This window comes from Euhalothece natronophila Z-M001 (assembly GCF_007904085.1).
Lineage (GTDB): Bacteria > Cyanobacteriota > Cyanobacteriia > Cyanobacteriales > Rubidibacteraceae > Halothece > Halothece natronophila.
Window position 1 is genome coordinate 2,547,092 of record NZ_CP042326.1, and the last position, 19,303, is coordinate 2,566,394.

Consider the following 19,303-nt stretch of genomic DNA (forward strand, 5'->3'; position numbering starts at 1 on the left):
GTTCGTGATCAATTATTAATCATTCCTTGTCTGATTTCCATGAGAATCTGCTATCCTTGGAGTTATAACTTATTGAGTTTTATTTGCAATAGATAAATTGAAAGCCCATGTCACAAGAAGCCGTCTGGATTAGTGTTAGTTCCTCCTTAAAGAAATTCCATCGTCCTCTTCTCAAGTCTCTTTCTTCCGAAATAACTGTCCGTGAGTGGGAATATCAGCAAGTAGAAGATGAGCCTTCTAACCTTAATATTCCCTTAACTTTACTGCATAATTATCTCAAAAGTACCGATCATCCTTTACACTTAATTGGACATAGTACCGGTGGGATTGTCGCTTTACTTTATGCTAAACAGTATCCCGAACGAGTCAAATCTCTAAGTTTATTAGGGGTAGGTGTTCATCCCTTAATTGACTGGCACGCCCATTATTACACTTATCGCCAGCTTTTGCCCTGTACTCGGGAGATTGTCTTAGCCCAAATGGTACGGGCGTTATTTGGTCGTCAAACCCAATCTAGAACCAAGACTTTAGTAAAGTTATTAGATGAAGACTTAAAAACAACTCCTTCGCCTCACTCCTTATTTGAACGTAGTACGATGGAACCGAAGCAAATTGCTTGTCCATTATGGGTAGGTGGCAGTCGGGATGATATGATTGTTGATCCTAGCGCGATCGCGGGATGGAATAATTATCTCAAACCTGATGATCAGCTTTGGGAATGTTCTCAAGGACATCACTTTTTCCATTATTTTTATCCGCAAGCGGTAAGCCAAGAAATTTTGAAATTCCAGCAAAATATCAACCAACAACCAGTTAAACACTCCCTAATTAACCAGCAAACATGAAAATTGCCACTTGGAACGTCAACTCAATTCGGACTCGTAAAGAACAAGTTTTAGATTGGTTAAATTACCAAGATGTTGATGTTCTCTGTTTACAAGAAACAAAGGTCATTGATCAAGATTTTCCCCGAACCCCCTTTGAAGAGATGGGGTATGCAGTGGCAGTTTCTGGTCAAAAAGCCTATAACGGGGTTGCCATTTTTAGTAAACACCCTTTAGAAGCGGTTAGCTGTGGGTTTTCTCCCATTGTTGGGGAGGCAATAACCGGCAAATTTGATGAACAAAAACGAGTCATTACTGCGGTGGTGGATGGGATTCGTCTTGTTAATGTTTATATTCCTAATGGCAGTAGTGTGGGAAGTGACAAATATCAGTATAAACTGCACTGGCTTGAGATTTTAAACCAATACTTGCAACAACTGTTACAAGCAGAAACTAAAATTTGCCTTTGTGGCGATTTTAATGTTGCCCCAGAAAATCGGGATATTTATGATCCGAAAAAAGGGGACACTAATCATATTATGGCTTCCCCAGAAGAACGAAGCGCGATCGCGCTAATTCAATCTTTAGGCTTCCAAGATGCATTTCGCAAATTTACAGAGGAAGGAGGGCATTATAGTTGGTGGGATTATCGCACCCGTGCCTTTTCTCGCGATCGGGGGTGGCGCATTGATCATCACTTTCTTACCCCAGAACTTTATCAAAAAGCAGTTAATTGTTGGATTGATCGCGCCCCTCGCAAACAGGAAAAACCCAGTGATCATACCCCCGTCATTGTAGAGTTTTGAAAAAATTGTCAAGGGGTTTAAGGTAAAAAGTATTAAAATATAATAATAATTTGATGGTTAGTTAACAATCACGTAAATTTTTTAATAAAACTAGATAATCTGCCCGAAGTATCACTTAAAATGAACATAAGCTGTATGATTAACGCTGTTTAAGAAAAAAATAAAGAAATTAGGAAAAAAACGATGAACGACTTACAAAAATACCAATTTAAATGCACCCTTACCTTTGGTGATATTTATGGGCAAATTATTGTCTGGTTAATTGTCATCTTTATTAGTCTCGCTACCGCTTTAGCCTTATGGAGTAGTGAGCGAGAAATTTATGCTTTTGCCACAGTAGGACTGATTTTAGTGCTTTCTCTCCCTTTTCTACTGTTTGCCTTTGTTACGACCCTTTTCAATCATATTCAAATGACTCCCATCGAAGAACATGAAACTAGTAAGAAGCGTTCTAAATCTTCCCAAAGTCAACAAAAGCCAGCCACGCAAACCTAAGTACAATTATCCCTTCTTTCTTCTCTCTCGCAAGGCATAGTGAAACTGCTAATTTTGTGAGGGAGAGAGCTTCTTTAGCAAAATAAGCGAGAATCCTACGACTACAATTTTAATTTAGTCGGTAGATGATTCAAAAGAATTGGGAAGTTGGATTTGAAACCAGGCTCCCCCGGTTTCAGGATGATTATCGGCTTTAATACTCCCTCCATGGGCAAGAATAATCTGTTGAGTAATAGATAATCCTAATCCTGTTCCTGAAGGTTGAAATTCTGCATCAACATCATAACCATTGTTGTTCTCATGGGAACCATTACCACGATATAACCGATCAAAGACACGGAGGATATCAGTTTGAGATAACCCTTCACCTTGATCAATAATATTAATTTGGACAACATTTTCTGGGTAATTTTTTTGTTCAGAGCCAGTCACAAAAAAAACTTTCACCCAAATACTGCCTTGAAAAGGGCTATGCTTAATCGCATTATCAAAGAGATTCAGGAAAACTTGCGTTAAACGAGCTTGATCAGCTCTAATAAATATATTGGGGTTAGCCTCATTGGATAATTTCAATTGTTTTTGTTGAGCAAAGGGTTGTAGCGTTTCCCAAGCTGACTCAATTAGAGGGTTGAGGGCAAAAACTTCTCGCTTCAGATGTTGCCGAGGTTGCTTTTCTAACTGGGAAATCTCTAACCAATCTTCTACAAGACGAATCAAGCGATTCGCCTCTTGTAACATCTGTTCTACCCAACGACTTTCTGGAGGTTCTAGTCGAGAGTGTAGGGTTTCTGATACAAGACGAATCGAGGTAAGCGGGGTTCTTAATTCGTGAGTGAGATCCGAAAACAGTCGATCAGAACGTTGAGAGAGTTCCACTAAGGCTTGTCGATCTTCAAGAAAGACTCCCACTTGTTCATTGCAAAGGGGATAACTAAAGCCTTTCAAAGGAATTGATTTAGAGAAGCTTTCCTGGGAAATTAGAGAAGAAGGATTACTGGGCACTTGCGTTAGGTGAAACGTCCATTCCTTACTCTGTGGTTCCTGGGTTTGGCGAGTTTTTTCAATTAGCTGATCTAGCTCATAAGAGCGGACTAATTTTAGAAGCAATCGTACCTGATTCGGTTGCCAGTGATCGAGCTTTAAGAGTTCACGAGCCTTTTCATTACACCATAATAGCTGATTTTCTTGATCAACCTGTAAATAGCCAATTGGGGCAATAGTGAGTAGTTTTTGCCATTTCTCTAAGTTTTGCTGTAACTGATAAGTTTGACTTTGAAGACGACGAGTTTCACGGCGAACACGATTAATTAAGGGGAGAGAAATGTTGTCCGGCTGATATTGAGTAATTTCACGTAAAAGCTGGCGTAATTTGGTTTCTCGCAAACGTTGTTGAATCAAACCAATGATTATCCCTACGCCTAAACCCAGAACAAAAATAAGGACAGTAGTTGCGGTCATGAGTTGGAGAATAAACTAACCTGTATTTAAAGATAACAACGGTCTCAAGGTAAAATTAAGATGAATAAATTAATTACCCTTCCATCTTTAGCTATTTTGGTATGGGCAAATTTAGCAACCACTGTTACCGCTCAACCCTTAGATAGCACTGAAATTTGTGATTTGCAGGTTGCAGAGGGATTTCAACCTGGGTTTCAAATTCGCACACAAGAAGAAGAAATTGTTAGTTCAATAACTCCCTCCCAAACTCAAATGACGATTCCCAGTTTGTGGTGGCCCACACAACAATTAAATTCCCTTTATGGCAATTTAATTAACTATTGGCAAGCGAATCGTCAGACAAGGGTCATTGATATTATTGTTAGTAATCGTGGTTGGCGACGTTTAAACTATGTGGAACGGTATAGCTTGGTTAACAAGTTTGGTTCAGTTGCGAGGGGATACCATTACAATTTAGCGATTATGAATCAACAACAAGATTGCCTTGCTGTTTATACTTGTGATTGGGAAGAAACGTCTCCAAAATGTGAGCTACAGTTTGACTCTCGACGTAATTAGGTAATTAGTCATTGGTCATTAGTCATTAGTCATTAGGAATCAAAAAATGAGGAGAGAGTAAGTTTAATTGCCTATTTTTCTCTCTACTCGTTTCTTAATGATGAGTCATTGCTTTACAAAGGACGAAGGACAAACAACGAAGGACAAAGAACTAACAATAATCCCAAGATGAGATCAGTGAAAATGATTTGCTTTTACTTTTTTAGAATTAGCTTTTTCTAAATATTGAAACCAAGTAAAATACAGGGCGATTGAAAGTAATATTAAAACCAATAGCAGGATACCAAACTGTTCCCACTGCTTAGTTAAAAACATCATTCCTGTTAGAAATAAGACTAATTGCCAAGGCACAGCAATACAAGTTGCTATAATGTCCCGTCGGCTTTCTCGTAGAATTTTAGCTTGTTCAGGAAACGATAACTTATCTCGCATTGGTTGCCAAAAGCCAAAGGGACGGGTCACTTGATAAAAATTGTCTAAAACTGATTCTTCAGTGGGAGAAGTAACAAATGTGCCAATTAAACAGCCAACTAAAGAGGCACTTGCAGGGATTAAAAAGTTTGCATATTCAGGAACATCAAGACCACTGAGTTGATTAATAATTGCGGCTGCCATTCCGGTTAACATTCCCACGGCAAAGCCATAACCATTAAATCGCCACCAATACCATCTTAACAGTAAGGGAATAAATAAACCTGAACTAAATCCTATGGTGATCCATCCCCAAATTTCATTAATATTGGCAACAGGAAAACTAAATAATAATCCTAATAAAACTACAGCCACAGAAGCAATCCGACCTTGAATCACTAGCTGTTGATCATTAGCATTCGGTTGAAGGTAGGCTTGATAAATATCTCTTACCCAATAAGCCGCGCTAGAGTTAATAATTGAGTCAAAAGTTGACATGGCTGCAGCAATAAAACAAGCTACAAGTAATCCTTTAATTCCAATAGGAATATATTCTTCAATGACAGTAGGTAAGACTAATTCGGGATCAGCAATAACGGGATTATTTAATCCATAATGAATGCCTAAAATAGCAAAAGATGTTACTAGGGGCCAACGAAAAGAGAGTAAGAGAATCCAAAATAGAGAAAGTAACCCCGCAGTGCGATCGCTGTTTGCCGCAAAATAACGTTGACTCATATATCCCCCAGCACCACTAAAGCCTTCGATACTGGTTTTCATTAAATAGAAAAAGATCGTAATCCCAAAGAGATTATAAGCTGAATATTCTCCTGGTAAATCCATAGTTGCAGGAGGTAAAAAATCACTCCAATTACTTAAGCTAGTGGGAATGGTTTCAAATTCACCGCCACTAAGCGGAACAGAAACAGAAAATGTTTCAGGAAGTGTCACCATTTGTAGGGCTAAAACACAAACATAGATAATAACAAAGAAAATTAAAATACCTTGAAAAACATCTGTCCAAATTACCCCATAAAAGCCACTAGCTGCCGTATAAATCATGGCAAGGACAATCATAAAAATAGCAGCAAGGCGATCATCAATTCCTAAGAGTTCCCCAAAAAATTTTCCACCACCAACGGCAAAATAGCTAATTGTCCAAATAGAAATAATTAAATTAGCAATGGCACTCATTAAACGGGCAATATTTCCTTCTCTTCCCTCGCCAAACCGCAAGCGCATCCATTCTGCTAAGGTCATTACTTGGGCGCGTCTTGTCCATTTGCCCATAAAGATCATGAAAAATGCCATAATCAGGACAATACCGCCTCGAATTTCAATAAAGAACCCTTTCACGCCAAGGGCATAAATCAGGGCAGTGATAATCATTGTTCCTGCAATATCAGTATTAGAAGCCATTCCTGATGCCCCTAACGCCCACCAGGGCATATTGCGATTCCCTAAAAAATAAGCATCAATCCCTTGCGAGGCTTTCCGTTGTAAAATAAAGCCAAAAACAACAATGCTGAGTAAATAAATGACAACAATCAAATAATCTAGAAACTGCATAAGCTAAGGGTGATTAGGTAGTTTTTCTTTAATTTCTGGTAATACTGGTTCAGTATCGCAATATTCTGATTCGATTAAAGCGTCTGCTTCATGGAAATCAAAGATACCATATTGTGAGAGACGAAGGTTGTAACAAAAGTAGGGATATTGCTTCGCTGCACGGAAATTAATTACTGATTAATTGAACCCATATAGTTTCCCCAAAGTTGGGCGGCTTGGGCACTACTGCCGCGAGTAGGCGTGGGAACATCATTTCCTAACCAAATGCCAGTGGTAATATTACGATTGGGAAGATAGCCAATAAACCATAAATCCACTGCCCTATTGGTTGTTCCTGTCTTTCCAGCAGCGGTTTCTCCCATTCTTGCTGATCTCCCTGTTCCTTCTTGAACTGCCCTTTGTAGCCATTGGGTCATAGTTTGAGCAGTAGAAGGAGAAATAACGGCGCGATCGCGCTCTGCATCATTTTCATAATCATAAATTACCCGACAAGTATCAGGATCATTGGCATCTTCACAATCAGCCCCATCTAAAATTTTGACAATTCCATGGGGGCGGTTGAGCTTTCCTTCGTGATCAAACGCTGTATAAGCCCCAGTGATCTCTAATAAATTGACCTCACTTTGCCCTAAAACTAAGCCGGGAACCGCACTTAAATTAGAATTAATCCCTAACCGTTGTGCCATCCGAATGACTCGATTTAAGCCCACATCTTGCGCTACCCGTAAAGCGACCGCATTTTCTGACTGAGCAAGACTAAGCCCTAAACTAATATTGCCACCCGTGCGTTCACAACCGCGATAATTTTGCCCTTGCCAAGTAATAGGAGCGCAGGAATAGGTGCGAGAGGGGGAAATCCCTTGTTCGAGGGCTGCTGCATAAGCAAATACCTTAAAAGTGGAACCCGGTTGACGTTCAGCTTGAGTGGCACGGTTAAATTGACTCTCCTGATAATTTTTCCCTCCAACAAGGGCTAAAATTGCACCAGTTTGACTATCAAGGGTAACTAATGACCCCTGACTATAACCATAAACGGTTCCTTGACTATTTAGATGCTCCTGCAACCTATTTTCTGCTGTCTCTTGTAAATTGAGATCAAGTTCTGTTTCTACAATAAAATTCCCTTCCGCGGCTAACTCAGCACCAAGTAAGTCTCGTAACTCATTTAAAACATGATTATAAAAGTAAGGGGCGCGAATTTCCGAGAGAATTTGTTGGGCTTCAGGGCTAATTTCAATGCGAGAACGACGGGCACGTTGGGCTTCTTCCCCGCTTACCATCCCTAATTGTGCCATGCGATTAATCACGCGATCGCGCAATTGTACGGCTCGGTCATAATTTTGTGCAGGATTATAGGCATTCGGGGCAGGTAAAATGGCAACCAGTGTGGCAGCTTCTGATAAAGTAAGATCACTGGCTGACTTATCAAAATAAAATTGCGCCGCATCTTCAAACCCATAATTTTCCACTCCCAGGAATACGCGATTAAGATAAGTCAATAAGAGTTTATCCTTGCTGTAAAAGGTTTCTAATTTCAACGACACCATCATTTCCCGAATTTTGCGCCCAGCAGTATTCTCTCGCCCCACATATTCTGGGTATAAACTTCGCGCTAACTGTTGTGTAATGGTGCTAGCCCCTTCTCGAATATCCGCGGCGGTTAAATTGACTCGTATCGCCCGTAAAATTCCCAAGGGATCAACCCCTAAGTGCCAATAAAAACGAGTATCTTCGGCAGCAATCACTGCATCAGGAAGATAGTGGGAAAAGTCTGATAAGCGATCTAATTCTTGATGAGTTCCCCGTTGTCTGGGATTAAGGGGTGCTTGCCCATCTCGTGGATAAACCACCACCGGCCCCCGAACTCCCATGGGTAAAGGATGGACGGAAAACTGAGTCCATTCCCGAGCAATAAAAATCCCAAGAATCAGAGCAATCACTAATGTTCCATAAAAGAAATAAGATAGCGCTTTTTGCCATTGCGGTGGCGCATACTGATAGGTAATTTCTACCGCATCTTCTAACTCTGGTGGCCCCAAAGTAAATTTATCACCATGACGGAGAGGGAAAGAGGATTGTTTACGCTTACCAAGGTAAATGCCATTGAGAGAGCCTTCGTCTTTAATATAATAATTTCCCCCTTTATCCTGATTAATGGAAAGATGAACTTGACTAATGAGGGGGTTACGAACCACAATATCGGAGGCGCGAGAACTGCGTCCGAGAAGATATCGCTCACCAATGAGAGGATGCTTAACGATTTTTTTTTCCCGACCATTTTTAATCTGTAATTCGGGAACTTTCGCAGTTGGCTTGAGGGTAAGGGCTTGTGCTTGTACCGTTTGGACTGCTTGGGTTACAAATTGGCTAACAGGATTGCCTGCAGTTTTCTTACGATTCGTCATGGTGATTTTGTTCTCCTCTTGGGCGTTGAGAACCTTGGAAAAATGGGAAATTAACTAGAATTAAGCAAATAATTCCAATATTAATGCAGATATCAGCAACATTAAAAACGGGAAATTGAATTAAGCGAAAATCTAGAAAATCAACGACGTAGCCAAATAAAAATCGATCTAATCCATTTCCAGCTGCCCCCGCTAATACAAACCCATATCCTAATTGTTCTAATTTAGGTAAACGAGGACTGCGCCAAACATAAACGATTAATCCTATGGTAACAGCTAAAGACAGCCAACGCAGCCAAGTACCATTGGTTTCTGCAAAGAGACTAAACGCCGCCCCAGGGTTAATCACGTAAGTCAGGTGAAAAACATTTTCCCAGAGCGCGATCGTTTCCCCAAGTTCATCAAAAGAAAGAACAACAATAATCTTTGTTGCTTGATCTAAGAGAAAGCCAATAATTCCAGCTAGCCAAAATAAATGATTTCTTTTCATCAATAAAATAAGAGATTTCGTAATCCATACGTTGCCACAGCAACTGCACAAACTAAAGCCAATTGACTGCCTAAAGGTTGCCAAGAATATTCTAGAATTGCTGGTAACAGTGGCATCGTTACTTCTAAAATAATTAGCTTAAAAAAGTACAACCCTACTAAATAAATTATCCCAACTGTATGAATAATAAGTAATCCTAACAAACAACTTAGTCCCAACCATTCCAACTGTTTTTCCTGACGAAAGGCAACAACTCCACAATACCAAGCTCCAGGAATAAAACCGATAATATAGCCAAAGGTAGGTTGAGTGAGATAGTCTAACCCACCCCCTTGGGCAAATACTGGTAGCCAAGCTAACCCCAGAGTGATATAAGCGACTTGAGATAAAGCTCCTGCTCGTTTCCCTCCCAGACAAGCTGTAAATAAAACTGCTGCTACTTGGAAGGTAATGCCTAGAGAATGAGCTTTAATTCCTTCTTCCATCCAATACCAAGGAAAGTTGGTGACAAAGGCTTCTACAAAAGTGCCGCCAATGGTTAAAATTAAACCAATCACTGTCCAGAGTAATTCATTATTTGGAGATGACACAGCCCATCCTCTTTTAGTGGATATAATGAGGGATTGCAGATAGTTTTATCTACTAATCAACACCTTTGAAGATACTGATGATGAAGCCTTCCGTCAAGCCTGTCTATTTTTTTATGGGTCGCCTGGGATTCGAACCCAGAACTAATCGGTTAAAAGCCGAGTACTCTACCGTTGAGTTAGCGACCCGTGCTATTGAACTTTTCAACGCACAGTGACTTATACTAACACAAGTAAATTTATTATTGCAAGCTTTTTTGGAGGTTAATTTACAGATCAGGTCTATTCACGTGAGACAGCAGAGAATTACAAAGGGTTCCCGTCATTATCCCTCGATTTGAAATCGAGGGATAATGACACTTAAAGGCTTTAGCCTTCTGTGTCCTTGTAATTCGGCATTTCTAAAGTATCAATCCAGTCCTCTACTAGCTGAGTCATTGTTTTTCTTTTATGTCTTGCATATAGTCTCAACTTTTCAAGTCTCCCTACTTCTATCCGAATGGAAAATTGTTCTTTTTTCATATCTTGTCAATGACTTGATTTATGTTATAATAATTTTAGCATTATTTTAGAACGCCTATGTATGGATGTCAGCAAAATCGAATTCAACCAAGCTCTGACTTAATTCCTATATTAGAACATATTTGCTATACGGCTAATAATCTCACTAATTGTGGGATATATCTGGCTCGTCAAACTTTCTTTAATGAGAAAAGAATCATTGGTAAGTATGAACCAGAAGAAGTCCTAAAACAACAAGTTAACTTCAAAGCTCTCTATTCCCAATGTGCCCAGCAGGTTCTTAGAAGTGTTGCTGAATCTTTTAAGTCCTATCAAGGATTAAGAGAAGCCTTTTTTGAAGGAACAATTGATAAGTATCCCAAACTTCCAAGTTATAGAGACAAAGGAGGAATGGCGGTTGCTTCCTACCCAAAACAAGCATTAAAGTTAAAAGATGGTCAAGTTAGGATCCCTTTAGGAAAGACGATTAAGGCTTGGTTTGGTTTATCAGAGTTCTTTGTTTCTTTCCCTTCTAATCTAGAATGGGACTGCATTAAAGAGTTAAGAATCCTCCCTAGAAACCGAGAGTTTTATATCGAATGGGTGTATGAAAGACCTGAGATAGATTCCACAGTTGACTCCATAGAAGCGTTGGGAATTGATCCAGGCTTGGATAATTGGTTAACTTGTGTTTCTACTATTGGTGAGTCTTTCATTATTGATGGGAAAAAAGTTAAATCCCTCAATCAAAATTATAACCGTCGAGTATCTTCTCTTAAGAAAGGAAAACCTCAAGGTTATTGGGATGGTGAATTAGCGAGAATCACTGAGAAACGAAATCGTCAGATTCGGGATGCTGTCAATAAAGCAGCGAAAATGGTGATTAACTATTGCCTTAACAAGGATATAGGAATCATCGTTTTCGGTTGGAATAAAGGTCAGCGTCAAGGGATCAACATAGGACACCAAAATAATCAAAACTTTGTACAAATTCCCACAGCTAAATTAAAAAATCGAATTCAACAGTTAGCAGAAGAACATGGAATTGAGCAACGCTCAAGGCTTGTGAACCCGAACGCGTTCGGGTTCATTCCTTGAGTTTGTAGAAACTGAGGAATCCTACACATCCAAGTCGAGCTATCTGGATCGTGATTTGCTACCGAAATTCGGTGAAAAACCCGAAAGGTGGAAGCCATCAGGGAAGCGAGTAGCAAGAGGTTGCTATCAAGATTCGAGAGGAAGAGTCGTTAATGCTGATGCCCAAGCGGCAGCAAACATTCTAAGAAAAGTAGAGATACAGCTAGGCTTAGTCCTAGCCAAGGTCAGTAGAGCAGCTTTGAGCCTGCCCCAAAGATTTTATCTTTGGAACTCCAAACGAAAAGCGCGAAGCATTATGGCTTTAGCCTAATGCGAAGCAACGTTTGGAATCCATGCCGATTTATCGCGTGGAGAGTTCAATTAATTGCCGTCTCTAATTGATGCTGTTGCCACAGGGATTGATATAATCCATTTTGTTGTAGTAGTTCTTCATGAGTTCCTGTTTGAACAATTTTTCCTTGATCCATTACTAGAAGTTGATCGGCTTTTGAGGCAGCAGAGAGTTGATGGGTAATAAAGATGACAGTTTTTCCTTTTACCCCTGCAGATAAGTTACTTAAAATATCGGTTGCAGTGCGATTATCAACGCTAGAAAGGGCATCATCTAAAATCAGAACTGGCGCATCAATTAATAAAGCCCTTGCTAAGGAAGTACGTTGACGTTGCCCCCCAGAAAGAGTAATTCCTCTTTCTCCAACAATGGTATTGTAGCTTTGGGGAAAATTAACAATTTCAGGGTGAATTTGTGATTCTTTTGCTGTTGACTCAATTAATAAGGAGTCCGCAAAAGGATCTCCGTAAGCAATGTTGTTGCCAACGGTGGTACTGAATAAGAAGCTATCTTGGGGAACATACGCGATCGCGCGTCTTAAATCTGCTAACTTTAGCTTAGTAATATCATTTCCATCTAAGAATACTTGCCCTTCTTCTACATCTAACAAACGAGGAATCACATGGGCGAGGGTAGATTTCCCGGCACCAATTGATCCCACCACAGCCACTAGTTTTCCAGGTTCAATACTAAAGTTAATCCCTGCAAGTGCTGGTTCTTGGCTACCAGGATAGGTATAAGTTAAATTTTTCGCTTCAAGATGTCCTTTTACTTCTTCCACAGGCAACGAAATGGCATCGGGAGAGTCTTGAATGTTTGGTTCAGTTTGAAAAATCGCTTCTACCCGATCTACACTCACTTCTCCCCGTTGATAAGCGGTAATGGTAAATCCGAGGAGGGCAATGGGGAAAACCAGACGTTGGGCATAAATAATTAAGGCAACAAAATCACCGTTACTAATAATCCCAGCACCAATCCCCCGAGAACCAAAACCTAAGAGTAATAGTAAACTAACTGCAGCCAGTGCTTCAATAATCGGGAATAAAAGGTTACGAGTTCGTGCTAATTTTAGGTTGGCACGCAGGAGATTCTGATTTTTTTCCCCAAAAACTTCACGTTCATTTTCTTCTTGGGAATAAATTTTAATCAGAGACATTCCACTCATATCTTCCTGAATTAACTGACTGAGATCAGAAAGATTTTCTTGCACTTGTTGTTGTTGATCACGAAGGTTTTTACTAAATAGTTGTACCGCTACTAAAATGAAGGGATAAGGCGCGATCGCGAGTAGGGTTAAACGCACATCCACTGACAGCATAAAGGGTAGCGTAATGCCATAGGCAAACACAGTATTCACTAAACTCAATACGGAAAACCCCACTAAGCGACGAATATTATCCACATCACTAGTGGCACGGTTAATCAAGTCTCCCGAGGTATTAACGGAAAAATAGCTAGGTTCTAGGCGCAATAAATGCTCAAAAATCCTTTGTTTAAGGTCATACTCTACTTCTCGCCCTACGCCAAAAATCCAAACTCGGGAGAGCATCCGAATCCCCCACATGATGGAGGCAAGAATAACAATCCCGACGACATAAAGCCAAAAGCGATTCGTTTCAAAGGAGTCATCTACACTATCCCGAATTAAAAGCGGGATATATGCGCTAAGTAAGTTAACCACTAATAGCGCCCCAATCCCCATAAACATTTTTTTACGGTGAGGGCGGATATAGGAAAGTAAGGTTCGTAAACGTGATTGTGCCATGTTATACAATTTAACAAATTTTCATAACAACTTCTTGTCCCAAAAGGTTGATCAGGAATTCCGTTCCCAGAAAATTCCCTGTGAGTATCCTTGAATCGAAGCATCAGCTTTGGCTTGCTGTAATCGTTTCATTGCCCAACAGCAGTATTCCTGATTAATTTCAATTCCAATAAAATGTCGGTTAAGTTTCTTGGCGACTACGGCGGTTGTACCACTCCCTAAAAAAGGGTCAAATACTACCTCTTGCTCCTTAGAACTAGCTAAAATCAGTTTAGCGATTAATTTTTCTGGTTTTTGCGTGGGATGATCGGTATTTTCTGGCATTGACCAAAATGGAATTGTAATATCTGTCCAAATATTCGAGGGATGAGTTAAACGAAAATTACCGTCTTTTTCGGCTTGCCAATCTTTGGGAGAACCATCAGCTTTGCGATAAGGGGCAATGACTTTTTTCTTTAGTTTTACCGCCTCAATATTAAAAGTATAATCCTTAGAAAGGGTACAAAACCAAATATCTTCAGTATTATTTTTCCAATTTCGTTTTGCCCCCCTACCTTTTTCTCGTTCCCAAGTAATGCGATTCTGAATCCAGAAATATTGTTCTAGAATAGGAGCAATTAAAATTGAAGTTTTCCAATCCGAACAAACATAAATTGTTGCCTTAGGCTTTAAGAGTGGTCTTAAGTTTGATATTACTTGATTAAACCACTTGGTATAGTTTGATTTATCTTTTTCCTGAAAGTGATTGCCATGATAATTCTTAGAAAGATTATAAGGGGGATCCAAGATGAGAAGATCAATACTCTCTTGGGGAAAATACTGGATAGCATCAAAAAAATCTTGACATAAAATTTGATTCTTTAGTAAAGCTAATGATTTTGGTGAGTTGGCTACTAGAAGTTTTTTACGAAAATAATTAATTTCATCTTGATCACAACTTAGGGTGCGATTTCTCGATGCGCGTTTCATTGATACTTTTATGATTAATCAAAATATTTTTTTAGATTTCTTGAGTTTCACAAATTTGGCGTAAACTATCAAAAAAGTCAGGGTAGGAAATAGCAACTGCCTCTGCACCATTAATGGTAGTTTTTCCTTTCGCTTTTAAAGCCGCGATCGCGCAACTCATAGCAACCCGATGATCATTATAAGCCTCTAATTCTGTTCCTTTTAACTCTCCACCCCCGTTAATTTCTAAACCATCAGGGCGTTCCGTAATATTTGCCCCCATTTTACTCAGTTGAGAAGCCATTACTGCAATGCGATCACTTTCTTTTACCCGTAATTCTGCCGCATCTTTAATAATTGTTTTTCCTTGAGCAAAAATAGCCGCAACAGCAATAATTGGAATTTCATCAATCAGTCTGGGAATTAAATCTCCTCCAATTTCTGCCCCTTTTAATTGACCTGAACGCACTCGTAAATCTGCCACAGGTTCTCCTGCAATGATCTGTTTATTTTCAATGGTAATATCGGCTTCCATGCGTTCTAAGGCTTCTAAAATGCCTGTACGAGTGGGGTTAATGCCAACATTTTCAATAACTAATTCTGAGTCTGGAACAATAATCGCTGCCACTAGCCAAAAGGCTGCGGAACTAATATCACCCGGAACAACAATTGTCTGTCCTTTTAAGGTAGGTTTTCCCTCAATTGTGATTGATTTTGCTTCGGGGTCAGTGGTAATATTTGCCCCAAATGCTTCTAACATCCTTTCGCTATGATCTCGGGATAGAGCCGGTTCAACAACAGTGGTGTTTCCTTCTGCCATTAATCCTGCTAGGAGAACACAAGATTTTACTTGTGCTGAGGCAATGGGAGAATGATAAGTAATCGCTTTTAGAGATTCTCCTTGTATCGCTAAGGGGGCTAAAGAATTACGTTGTCTCCCCCAAATTTTTGCGCCCATTTCTGTTAGGGGTTTAACGACTCGTGACATAGGGCGCGATCGCAGTGAAGCATCTCCACTAATAACAAAAAAACGGCTAGCATGAGAAGCAAGTAAGCCTAACATCAAGCGTACTGTTGTACCAGAGTTTCCTGCATCAAGCACTGCACTGGGTTCTTCTAAATTGCCTAATCCCACTCCTTGAATAATCACTTCTTGGGCATTTAACTCTGAAATTTGCGCCCCCATTGCCCGTAAACAGTGGGCGGTACTGCGAGGGTCTTCTCCTAATAATAACCCCTGAATGCGAGTTTCTCCTAGCGCGATCGCGCCAAACATTAACGCCCGATGAGAAATTGATTTATCCCCTGGAATCGTTAAATTTCCTTGTAGAGTTAACCCTTGTTCGGGAGGATTAATGACTAATTGTTGTTGAGTCCCAACTGATTGAACGGTGATAATAGAAGGAGGCATTATTATTGGTTATTTATTATTTACTCTTATTGCTTACTTTGACAACCGACGGGGTAGGGAGAATGGTAAGTTTTATCTCTTTTTCCAAAAATTTGATAGCGATGATCTCGAATGTTTTCATAGAGTTTATCGCCTAAGTTTTTCAAACCAGGAATCTGTCGATATAAATCAATTAAGCCAGTGGCAAGAGGAAGTTTACAAGCTATTTCTTCGGCTGCGTCGCTTCCTTGCCAACGTTGTTTCGGATTGTCAGCATTAATTAAAATCATCCCTAGTTCGCAGTCTTGTTCCGTAATTCCAAACTGATTTAAAGTTGCTTGATCTTGCATGGGAATATAATCAAACTGCGTTCCCTGATCAATTTTTTCCATTTGTTGAACTAGAGAAACACAAAGATTACAGTTTCCATCGTAAATGACATGATAGAACATCGTTAAGAATTAATAATACCACTTCTATAAAGTCAACTTAAGGTAAATTCCTCTTTTGCCCCCCTTTAGTAAGGGAGGTTGGGGGGATCGTAGTAGTATAACTAGTTTATCTAAAATAGGATAAATAGAACAACCATTAATATTGTAGCTTGATTGGAAACTAATCATTTTCAATCACTGCTTTACGATCTAATAATACTAAATCTCGTAATTGTTCCGTATCTAACTGAGTTAACCAGTCTTCTCCTGCATCAACGGTTTGTTCAGCTAATTGTTTTTTACTTTCTATCATCTCATTAATACGTTCTTCTAGGGTTCCCGTAGAGATAAATTTATGAACTTGCACATTCTGTTTTTGTCCAATACGAAAAGCGCGATCGGTGGCTTGATTTTCTACTGCGGGATTCCACCAACGATCAATATGAAAGACATGATTAGCGCGAGTTAAGTTTAAACCTGTTCCTCCTGCTTTAATCGACAGAATAAAAAATGGAGGTGCATCAGGATCATTTTGAAAGCGATCAACCATTTCTTCTCTTTGTTTTTTACGAGTTGCCCCATAAAGAAAAGGAACTTCACAGTTAAATGTTTTCTCTAAATAGGCTTGCAGAAGTTTTCCCCATTCCGCAAATTGAGTGAAAATTAAAGCGCGATCGCGCTCGGCTGTCAACTCTTCTAACATCTCAGTTAAACGTAATAATTTTCCTGAACGTTTTGCTTCAATTAATGCTTCTTCTTTCTTTAACAAAGCAGGATGATTACACAACTGTTTCAGTTTCATTAAGAGCGTTAAAATCTTACCATGACGTTGGATTCCTTCAGCATCTTCAATGTCTTTTAGTGCCTTATCCACAACCTGCTGATAGAGTTCTGCTTGTTCTTGGGATAAGCCACAATACACATTCATTTCCTGTTTATCAGGTAAATCTTGAATAATCTCTTTATCCGTTTTAACTCGTCTTAAAATAAAGGGTTGCACTAGAGAGCGGAGAGTTTGCAAAGAATCCTTATCATTATATTTTTCAATGGGATTCGCAAAGCGCTTTTGGAAAAATTGTAGTGATCCTAAATAACCTGGGTTTAAAAAATCAATAATCGACCATAACTCCGACAGGCGATTTTCTAAAGGCGTTCCTGTTAGCGCGATCTTGAAATTTGCCTCTAAACTTCGCACAGCTTTAGACTGTTTCGCTTGAGGATTCTTAATGTTTTGTGCTTCATCTAAAATTACCCCTTCCCAAGTCACCTTTTCTAAAGTTTTGGCATCCCGTTGGGCTAACGCATAACTGGTAATAATTAAATCATGTTTTTGTGCTTGCTTAACAAAGGGTTGTCCTTTTTTCCGTTTTTCGCCATGATGAACTAAACAGGAAAGATTAGTGCTAAACCGATGCACCTCTCGTTCCCAGTTTCCTAATACCGAAGTTGGACAAACTAATAAAGTAGGCGCAGACAGTTCCTCTTGTTCTTTAAGATGTAATAAAAGCGCGATCGTCTGAATCGTATTATGACAAATAATATTATTAGCAATAAAGTTATGATGATTCGCTACTTCAAAATCATAGACCCAACCCTCATAGTCAATTTCCTCAATTGATTCAATTTGACAATAGAAGACTTCTTGATCTAATAAACTTTGGATTTTATCTTTATAGTTACTGATCTTTGGTTTATCTAGTTGTGCATAGGCTTGTAACGTTTTTTCTGTCCAACGAGACTTTTTCTTCTCGCGGTACACTGTTTCCGATGTTCCATCTAAAACCTGTTCAGTATGACTGACAACTTTTTGTAAACTTTGTCGAGAAAATTGCTGAGAATTATTGAGATAAACTGTATTGTGCATTCCGAAATGACGAATTGGTAATTGGCTTACCTCTAACATTTCATTAACCAGAGTAGAAGCAGGGATTCCTTCAATATTTGTATTTTGATTTCGCTGACAAATTTTTGCTAGTTTGTTTTGCTTGTTTTCTGCGTTAAAGCCAATATAGTCACGAAAAATACGTGCTGAGTTACCACTAAGAGTTCCTATATAATACATCCTTTTAATTTTTTTGCCATTGGTGGCACACTTTTCTTTTTGATGCCATCTTAACCAAATACCAAAACGTCTTAGTAATACAGAAAGTTGCTTCATTAAGGTAAAAGAAGCACTAGAAATTTCAATATTTCCTGTCTTTTCACTTACAGAACCTTCAGCATCGAAATAGTGACGCAAAAATAAGCTAATTCCTTTTAAATCAGCATTCATTATGAAATCAGGAATAACTTTATCCTTAGATCGTTGTCCCCATTTATATCCTTTATCTTCTAGAAAACTTTGATAGCTTCTGCTACAGAGAGAGAGACAAGGCGTTCTACTAAGACCATTACGTAAATCGCATTTTTTATGATTAATTTTTGGCGAATTAGTTTTAAATTGATACCTTGATCCCAAAGAATTAAAGAGATTATAAAGTCGATTTAAGGTTGTTATACTATTCTGACTAATAGATAATCTTGCATCTTGATGATGTTCATATCCTTCAGCAATTTGCCACGCTAAAAACTCTACTAATTCAGAATCAACTGATTTTCCTTGCCAAAAATACTTAGCAGGAACTGCTACATAATCCCCTACTCGTAATTGGTTTGTCCATCCTTCCGATGTTAATAATTTATGCTTTTGAGTAATCGTGATGGTTTCCCCATCTTTTAAATGAATTTTGCGTAACTTTTCTTGAACCTTCTGACGATAAAGCCGAATCATTGAGGCGGGAACAATTTTGCCGCTAGAATTATCAATAGCATTGACCCATAAAGACTGGGAAGGTTTTGCCCAAACCCCTTCTCCATCCTCGATCTCTTCAACAGCAAACTGATTCCAAATCTCTTCAGCTGCCCGTAAATTGCCATTAACAAAAACCAAAGTTTTGGGAGAAACACATTTCCCCAAACCCATATCATCTGCTAAACAAGCCCCTAAGCCCCATCTTTGCAAAAATGCTAACCAACCCACTCCCCGTGCTTGATAAGGGCGTAATTCCCCACGAAATCCCTCTGGCGGTTCAATGGGCGTTAACGCTTGATTACCACTTAAATTAGTAATTAACTCTTGTAGCGCCCCTGAAGCCTCAAAATCCACAATGGGGAGTTTTCCCATAGTCTGAGTTTCCCCACTACTGAGACGCACCGCATCCTCTACAGAAAAATCCATGGTTTCATTACTAGCTTGT

14 protein-coding genes, 1 tRNA gene and 1 pseudogene are annotated in these 19,303 nt (G+C 39.3%); 5 read left to right on the forward strand and 11 right to left on the reverse strand.

All coding sequences use genetic code 11. The features are described 5' to 3' along the window. The first annotated feature begins 107 nt into the window (after positions 1–107). The 3 genes from FRE64_RS12495 (at position 108) to FRE64_RS12505 (ending at position 2,125) form a co-directional block, all read left to right on the forward strand. Positions 108–845, forward strand: a complete 738-nt coding sequence (locus tag FRE64_RS12495; RefSeq protein ID WP_146296544.1) for an alpha/beta fold hydrolase — start codon at positions 108–110, stop codon at positions 843–845. Next, on the forward strand, positions 842–1,630 hold the full coding sequence (xth, locus tag FRE64_RS12500) for an exodeoxyribonuclease III (RefSeq protein WP_146296545.1): 789 nt from the start codon (positions 842–844) through the stop codon (positions 1,628–1,630). The genes FRE64_RS12495 and xth overlap by 4 nt, the downstream gene beginning before the upstream one ends. 183 nt (positions 1,631–1,813) lie before the next feature. Next, positions 1,814–2,125, forward strand: coding sequence for a hypothetical protein (locus FRE64_RS12505; RefSeq protein ID WP_146296546.1), 312 nt, complete (start codon positions 1,814–1,816; stop codon positions 2,123–2,125). A 114-nt stretch (positions 2,126–2,239) separates the two neighbouring features. Here FRE64_RS12505 and FRE64_RS12510 read toward each other — a convergent pair whose 3' ends face one another. Further along, positions 2,240–3,583, reverse strand: coding sequence for a sensor histidine kinase (locus FRE64_RS12510; protein WP_146296547.1), 1,344 nt, complete (start codon positions 3,581–3,583; stop codon positions 2,240–2,242). A gap of 60 nt (positions 3,584–3,643) precedes the next feature. Between FRE64_RS12510 and FRE64_RS12515 the strand changes: the two genes are divergently transcribed. Continuing rightward, positions 3,644–4,141 (forward strand): hypothetical protein, encoded by a 498-nt coding sequence (locus FRE64_RS12515; RefSeq protein WP_146296548.1) that lies wholly within the window; start codon positions 3,644–3,646, stop codon positions 4,139–4,141. A 174-nt stretch (positions 4,142–4,315) separates the two neighbouring features. On the opposite strand, the gene FRE64_RS12520 is transcribed toward FRE64_RS12515, so the two are convergent. The 5 genes from FRE64_RS12520 to FRE64_RS12540 all read right to left on the reverse strand — a co-directional run bounded on the left by FRE64_RS12520 (position 4,316) and on the right by FRE64_RS12540 (position 9,792). Continuing rightward, complete coding sequence (locus FRE64_RS12520) at positions 4,316–6,121, reverse strand: sodium:solute symporter family transporter (RefSeq protein WP_146296549.1); 1,806 nt, start codon at positions 6,119–6,121, stop codon at positions 4,316–4,318. A gap of 170 nt (positions 6,122–6,291) precedes the next feature. Then, the gene (locus FRE64_RS12525; RefSeq protein WP_146296550.1) at positions 6,292–8,526 is read right to left on the reverse strand and encodes a PBP1A family penicillin-binding protein; all 2,235 of its coding nucleotides are present in this window, start codon (positions 8,524–8,526) and stop codon (positions 6,292–6,294) included. After that, a complete protein-coding gene (gene lspA, locus FRE64_RS12530; protein ID WP_146296551.1) occupies positions 8,513–9,016 on the reverse strand; it encodes a signal peptidase II in 504 nt (167 codons plus the stop codon). The genes FRE64_RS12525 and lspA overlap by 14 nt, the downstream gene beginning before the upstream one ends. Continuing rightward, entirely contained in the window at positions 9,016–9,606 is a 591-nt protein-coding gene (locus FRE64_RS12535; RefSeq protein ID WP_146296552.1) for a biotin transporter BioY, read from the reverse strand. The genes lspA and FRE64_RS12535 overlap by 1 nt, the downstream gene beginning before the upstream one ends. A gap of 114 nt (positions 9,607–9,720) precedes the next feature. Continuing rightward, a tRNA-Lys gene (locus FRE64_RS12540) sits at positions 9,721–9,792 on the reverse strand. Between the two features lie 390 nt (positions 9,793–10,182). Between FRE64_RS12540 and FRE64_RS12545 the strand changes: the two are divergent. Beyond that, positions 10,183–11,512: pseudogene (locus tag FRE64_RS12545) on the forward strand (RNA-guided endonuclease InsQ/TnpB family protein). Positions 11,513–11,558: 46 nt separating this feature from the next. Here the strand turns inward: FRE64_RS12545 and FRE64_RS12550 are convergent. The 5 genes from FRE64_RS12550 to FRE64_RS18310 form a co-directional block, all read right to left on the reverse strand. Continuing rightward, positions 11,559–13,298 (reverse strand): ABC transporter ATP-binding protein, encoded by a 1,740-nt coding sequence (locus FRE64_RS12550; protein WP_146296553.1) that lies wholly within the window; start codon positions 13,296–13,298, stop codon positions 11,559–11,561. A 51-nt stretch (positions 13,299–13,349) separates the two neighbouring features. Next, the gene (locus tag FRE64_RS12555) at positions 13,350–14,267 is read right to left on the reverse strand and encodes a DNA-methyltransferase (protein WP_146296554.1); all 918 of its coding nucleotides are present in this window, start codon (positions 14,265–14,267) and stop codon (positions 13,350–13,352) included. A 31-nt stretch (positions 14,268–14,298) separates the two neighbouring features. Continuing rightward, on the reverse strand, positions 14,299–15,657 hold the full coding sequence (gene aroA, locus FRE64_RS12560; RefSeq protein ID WP_146296555.1) for a 3-phosphoshikimate 1-carboxyvinyltransferase: 1,359 nt from the start codon (positions 15,655–15,657) through the stop codon (positions 14,299–14,301). A gap of 26 nt (positions 15,658–15,683) precedes the next feature. Beyond that, complete coding sequence (locus tag FRE64_RS12565) at positions 15,684–16,088, reverse strand: thiol-disulfide oxidoreductase DCC family protein (protein ID WP_146296556.1); 405 nt, start codon at positions 16,086–16,088, stop codon at positions 15,684–15,686. A 160-nt stretch (positions 16,089–16,248) separates the two neighbouring features. Then, positions 16,249–19,284: an SNF2-related protein gene (locus FRE64_RS18310; protein ID WP_390622271.1), complete on the reverse strand. Its 3,036-nt coding sequence runs from the start codon at positions 19,282–19,284 to the stop codon at positions 16,249–16,251. Positions 19,285–19,303: the final 19 nt, after the last annotated feature.